6 protein-coding genes are annotated in these 5,765 nt (G+C 74.5%); all 6 read right to left on the bottom strand.

What is annotated here, in order from left to right:
- Nucleotides 1–244 (bottom strand): hypothetical protein (locus HET64_RS35745; RefSeq protein ID WP_215111403.1); only part of this gene is annotated, 244 nt, incomplete at its 3' end.
- 70 nt (nucleotides 245–314) lie between these two features.
- A complete protein-coding gene (locus tag HET64_RS35740) occupies nucleotides 315–887 on the bottom strand; it encodes a phage tail protein (RefSeq protein ID WP_215111402.1) in 573 nt (190 codons plus the stop codon).
- Between the two features lie 4 nt (nucleotides 888–891).
- Complete coding sequence (locus HET64_RS35735) at nucleotides 892–2,874, bottom strand: putative baseplate assembly protein (RefSeq protein ID WP_215111401.1); 1,983 nt, start codon at nucleotides 2,872–2,874, stop codon at nucleotides 892–894.
- 96 nt (nucleotides 2,875–2,970) lie between these two features.
- The gene (locus tag HET64_RS35730) at nucleotides 2,971–3,411 is read right to left on the bottom strand and encodes a GPW/gp25 family protein (RefSeq protein WP_097868113.1); all 441 of its coding nucleotides are present in this window, start codon (nucleotides 3,409–3,411) and stop codon (nucleotides 2,971–2,973) included.
- A 9-nt stretch (nucleotides 3,412–3,420) separates the two neighbouring features.
- Nucleotides 3,421–3,711: a PAAR domain-containing protein gene (locus HET64_RS35725; protein WP_215111400.1), complete on the bottom strand. Its 291-nt coding sequence runs from the start codon at nucleotides 3,709–3,711 to the stop codon at nucleotides 3,421–3,423.
- Nucleotides 3,712–3,762: 51 nt separating this feature from the next.
- Nucleotides 3,763–5,754, bottom strand: a complete 1,992-nt coding sequence (locus HET64_RS35720) for a VgrG-related protein (RefSeq protein WP_215111404.1) — start codon at nucleotides 5,752–5,754, stop codon at nucleotides 3,763–3,765.
- Nucleotides 5,755–5,765: the final 11 nt, after the last annotated feature.

Raw genomic sequence — 5,765 nt, 5'->3', positions numbered from 1 at the left:
GGGTGGCCTCCCCTGAGCCGGCGGGGGCAAGGGCGCGGGTGCGGGCGGACCGGGAGCCGGCGGACCGGAACCGGCACGCCCGGCGGAAGCGGGTGGCCCGGGACGCCCCCCGGGCCCGGCGGAAGCCCCAGGCCCGGCGGAAGCCGCAGGCCGCCCAGCAGTCGTGGTCGGCGCGGGCGGTGCGGGCGGTGCGGTCGGCGCGGTCGGCGCGTTCGGCGCGGGCGCGGTCTCCCCCTCCTCCCACCCCAGGAACGCCTCGCACGCCACACAGAACTCCCGCCCGGGCGGGTTCCGGTGTCCGCACTCGTCGCAGATCACAGCAGCTCCAGGGTGAATCCGACGTGCGCCGGGACCTCCGCGCCGATCAACTCCTCCAGCCGCACCCGGTCCGGCTGCCGCCCGCCGGGCCCGGCCCCGGCACGGTCACCGCCCCCGTCGCCTCCGGCCGCCCGGATCCGGATGGTCACCCAGGGGCGGCCCTGGCCCGGAAGCGGGGTGCCGGGCCCGGTCGACCAGGCGGTGCCGCCGCTCTCGACGATCTCCGGTTCCGTACCGGTCTCCAGCCGGAGCGCCTCCGCCAGGCCTCCCACCGTGCCGCGCCGGGCGTGCCGGGCGACCGCGCCGCGCACCGCCGCCCTGCGCAGCTCCGGCGGGCTGCCCTCGTGGGGGTCGACGGCCACCCACTGGGCCAGCCAGTCGAGGAAGTCGTCGGGGGCGCTGCGCGGGTCCAGGTGCGCGGGCAGGTTGTCGATGGAGAGGAGGACGGGGGCGAGGACGTCGTCCAGGGCGGCCAGGAAGCGCTGGAGGAAGTCCTGTTCCAGGTAGACGGCGGGGAGCCGGTCGATCAGGGGGTGCGGGGTCGGCAGCCCCGGGATTCCGTCGCGCATCGGATCAGGCCCCCCTCACCCGGAGCTGGTGCTCGTAGCTGAAGACCAGCGCGTGCGGGTCCAGCGCGATCTTCGCGGTGGCGTCGGTGCGTTCGCCGGTGACCGGGTCGGCCCGGTACAGCCGGACGTCCTCCACCAGGTCGACCCCCGGCACCCGCTGGAGCACGGCGAACGCCTCCCCGGACTGGACGGGCCTGCCGAACGGCCAGCCGTCCCCGGCCGGCCCGCCGGTGAGCGGGTTGAAGTACCCGTACAGCGCGGTCAGCGCGCTCATCCGGACCTTCTCCGCGACCGCCCCGCGCTCCGCCTGGACCAGGGCGACGACGGTGACGCCCTGGTAGAACGGCGGCTCGACGACCAGCCGGGCCCCGATCGGCCGCCGGGCGTCCAGGTGTCCGGCGATCAGGGCGAGCGTGTTCGCGGGCGGGATCAGCTCGTCGAACTCGATCCGGCCCTGCTCGTCGCCGCTCCCGGCGGGGACGACGAGCAGCCGCACCCCGCCCGCGTCGGCGGCCTCCGCGCTGTCCTGCGTACCGGCCCGGATGCAGTGGACCCGGGCCGCGTCCGGGGCGATCTCCCGGGCGAGCAGTTCGTAGTCGTGCGGGACGACCGCCCGGTGCAGGGTGCGCAGGGTCATGGGCCCGCGCACCCGGGCGCTGTCGACGCTCTCACCGTCCACGCCCCCGAGCGCCGGCCGGCGGTTCTCGACCCGGGCGACGTACGGGATCGCGCTGCGCAGGACGCGGAGCGTGGAGCGGGCGACGTTGCCGCGCAGCCCACCGCCCCTGCGGTAGGAGCGGACCCGGACGGTGGCGCCCTTGACCGGGACCCGGCCGTAATGGCGTACGGAGCCGTCCCGTTCGCGTACGGCGGGGCCGAACTCGACGCGCCCCGCGTTCGGGTCGAGCGTGATGTGCCGGTCCTCGGGGCCGGAGTGCGCGAAGTCGTCGACCCGGCTCCAGCGGGTGACGTCCGACCCCGCGACGGCGTCGGGCGCCGCCGGGTCGGTCACCTCGACCACGAACTCCCCCGGCACCACCGGCGGTCTGGCCAGCCGGAACACCTGCCCGGGGACGCCCTCCGCCTGGCCCAGCACCTCGTCGGTGACGGTCTCGGCGTGCTCGGCGGCGACCGTCGCGCCGATGGTGAACGCGGTGATGCCGCGCACGACGGGCGGGGCCATGTACGTCGGCCGGCCCGGCTCCGCCTCGATCAGCCGGCAGCGCAGCCAGCCCCCGGTGCGGCGGACGACGGCCGCCGGGACATGGGTTCCCGGGAGGTGGAGGATCAGCTCGCCGGACCGGTTGAAGCCGCCGGTCTCGTCCTTCTCCACCTCGCAGGCCGCCCAACTGGTCCCGTCCCAGGCCTCCCAGAGGATCGGCGGCCGTGCCGGATCGACGCCGACGCCGTCCACCGTGCAGTCCAGCCGGAGCGCCAGTACGCCTGCGGGAACGGCTGCCGACAGGCCGACGTACAGGCAGTCGCCGGGGGCGGGCGTGGCCCCGAAGACGGGCACGTCCCGGCCGAGCGTCAGCTCCTCGGTCCGGTCGACGGCCTCCCCGGGCGAGGGCCAGGTGGCCAGGTGGGCGAAGGCGCACGGCACGATGGAGAGCGGTTCGGAGGTGGTGAAGACGACCGCCTCCTCCGTCTCCGTACGGACGGTGGCGACCTCCGTGCCGGCGCGCACCAGCACCGGTTCGGGGCGGGGTGCGGAGAGCCGGAACGTCACCTCGGTCCGGGCGGCGGTCGGCGGGTGCAGCTGTACCCCGATCAGGTCGAGGAAGGTCAGATAGCTCTTCTCCGGCACCCGGTTCACCCGGTAGACGAGCTGGTCGACCATGGTCGCGAACGCCTCGATCAGCGTCACCCCGGGGTCGGAGACGTTGTGGTCGGTCCACTCCGGGCAGCGCTGCTGCACCAGGCGCTTCGCCTCGTCGACCAGGCCCTGGAAGGTGCGGTCGTCCAGATGCGGGCTGGGCAGGGTCACGCCCTCGCCTCCTCGTCGTGCGGGGCTTCGTGCGGGCCTTCGTACGGACCGGGCAGGGTCACGCGCCCGCCTCCTCGTCGTACGGACTGCGTGACGTCATGCGCCCGCCTCCTCGTCGTCGGCCGATGCCTCGGTGGACTCGGCGTGCTGCGGGATCACGTAGAACGGGAAGACGAGGTTGCGGGGGTCGTTCGCGCCGCGCACGGTGTAACCGATGTCGATGTAGAGGACGCCGTTGTCCGCCTCGTCGAACCGGACGACGACCTCGGTCACCTCGATCCGGGGCTCCCAGCGCTCCAGCGCGAGCCGCACCTCGTACGCGAGCTGCCCGGCGGTCCCCGCGTCCGCCGGGGCGAACACGTAGTCGTTGACCGCGCAGCCGAACTCCGGCCGCATGGGCCGCTCACCCGGCGAGGTCGCCAGGATCAGCCGGATCGACTCCTCCAGCTCGTGCTCGCCACGCACCAGGGCGATGGACCCGGTGGCGTCCGTGCGCGGCGGGAACGCCCAGCCCGCGCCGATGAACTGCTGTCCCATGGCTCCGGTTCACCCGCCGATCAGTACGGTCGGGCAGCCGGAGAGCACCGGGGAGCCGCAGCCCGCCAGGTCACCGACGCGCGCGGCCGGCTGCCCGCCGATGAACACCGTCGAGCTGCCGGGCGGTGCGAGGACGGTCGGCGGATGGGCGGCGGGCGAGGAGCACAGGTGGGCGGTCCCGACGGTGGCGGCGGGCTTCCCGCCGATGAGCACGGACAGGACTCCGGGCGGCCCGACCGTGCCGGGGTGGCCCGTGGGGTCGCCGACCCGGGCTGCCGGGGCGGCGGTTGCGTCGGACATGCTGTGTTCTCCTTCCGCATGTTGCGCGCGCACAGTGCGCATGACGTCTTGTCAGTTCAACTTGACCATCGGCGCGTTGACCTTGACCGAGCCTCCGCTCCTGATCTCCGTGCGGCGACTGCCGTCGACCGTGACCTCGCCGCCCCGCACCTCCACCGGGCCCTGAGTCGCGATGCCGACCTTCCCGGTGCCGCCGTCCACGGACACGCCCTTCCGCGCGGTCAGCGTGACGCTCTCGCCGGTCAGTTCGAGCGCCCCGCGCCCCGCTTCCAGGGCGACGCCGTCGGCCGCACGGATGGAGACCTGCTCCTTGGCCTCGATGGTCACGCTGCCGTCGCTGCCGATGACGATGGCGGTGCCCTTGCGGTCGAGGTCGATCGTGAGCTTGCCGTCGCCGGTACGGAGCCGGACGCCCTGCGGGCCGTTCGCCGCGTCCAGCAGCTCCAGCTGGTTCCCGCTCTTCGACGCGAAGGCCCGGCGGTTCACCGCGCCGGTGGTGGGATCGACGAGTTCGTCCCCGCCTCCCGTACCTCCCGTACCTCCAGAAGCACTGGACGCACTGGAGGCACCCGGAGCACGGGGAGCACCAGGGGTGCCGGAAGCGCCTGACGCACCGGAGGCACCGGAGGCACCGGGAGCACCGGCAGATGCGCCACCGCCCCCGCCCCCCGGCCGGTCCTGCCCGTTGTACAGCCCCGCCAGGACGTACGGCCGGTCCAGATGCCCGTGCTCGAAGCCGACCAGCACCTCGTCGCCCACTTCCGGGATGAACGCCTCGCCGCCCCCCGTACCGCCGGACTGCGCCGTGCGCGCCCAGTCGCTCGCGTACTCGTCGGAGAGCCACGGGAACCGCACCTTGACCCGCCCGGACCCCTCCGGATCCTGCGTGTCCGTCACCGTCCCGCTGACCAGCCCCGCACACCGCGAACCGCCCGCCGCCGGGGAGCCGCCCGTCAGCCCGTAGAGCGACCGCTCCTGCTGCCCCGACACGGTGATCCAGGTCTCGTACCCGCGTACGGCGTCGAAGACATGGCGCGAGGTCGTCACGGTGTACCGGCCCTCGAACGGCGCGCCCACCGCGTTCAGCGCCACCGCACTGCCCGCCCGCACCTCCGGATTGCCCCGGATCACCGCCTCCAGCTCCGCGAACGACCCGGCGATCCGCTCCGCCAGCGCCTTCGCCGCCTGGTCGACCTGGGCCTGCGCCCCGTAGGCCGCATCGGTCACCACGAACCGGGCCTCGCCGAACGGGGCCGACACCTCCGCCGCCGTCACCCCCAGCTCCAGCGTCGGGGACGAGCCCGCCGGGGCCCGGCCCACCAGCGGCTGCTTCGCCTGGACGTCCCAGCCGCGTACCTCCACCTCGGAGACCTGCTCGGCGGCCGACACCCCGGCCCGGCAGCGCAGCAGATTGCTGCCCAGCTCCAGGACGAGCGGGTAGCGGTCGGCGCGCGCCGAGGCGTCGGGCGCTCCGCCCGCCTCCGCCGGCTTCGTGATGTGCAGTTGCCCGTCCCGTACGTACGCCTGCGCGCCCGCCTCCTCCGCGAGGCCGCGCACGAACTCCCAGTCGGTGATGTTGGGCTGGGCGATGTGTTCCAGTACGGGCCCGGCGATGTCGACGGGGCCCGGCTTCAGCCCGGCGCGCTGGGCGACCTGGCCGCAGATGTCGGCGAGGGTCATGTTCTGGTAGCTGGCCACCCGCCGCCCCCGGAACAGCCGGTGCGACTCGTCGAGCCCCCGGACGACGGTGAACGTGCCGGACTCGTCGAGCTCCACCTCCAGCGCGGTGACGACCCCTTCCAGCAGCGGCTTCGGGGCGGTGTCACCGCCCGCGCGGGCCAGCAGCCGGGCCTCGGTGCCGATCTTCAGCCCGGCCTGCTCCAGCAGCACCCGGTCGGGGTCACGGAACCGCAGCAGGAACAGGTCCGGGAGCGTACGGCTGTCGTCGACATAGCCCTCGACCAGCGTGTTCACGAACTTCGCGGGCAGCGGCGTACCGCCGAACTCCACCGTCAGCGCCGTGGAAACCCCCTGCCGCGCCATCAGCCCCGCCC

Origin of the sequence: Streptomyces sp. McG3 (genome assembly GCF_018619185.1) — a bacterium.
GTDB lineage: Bacteria > Actinomycetota > Actinomycetes > Streptomycetales > Streptomycetaceae > Streptomyces.
The sequence above is the reverse complement of the archived record's forward strand: the minus strand, read 5'-3'. Positions and strand labels throughout refer to the sequence as shown.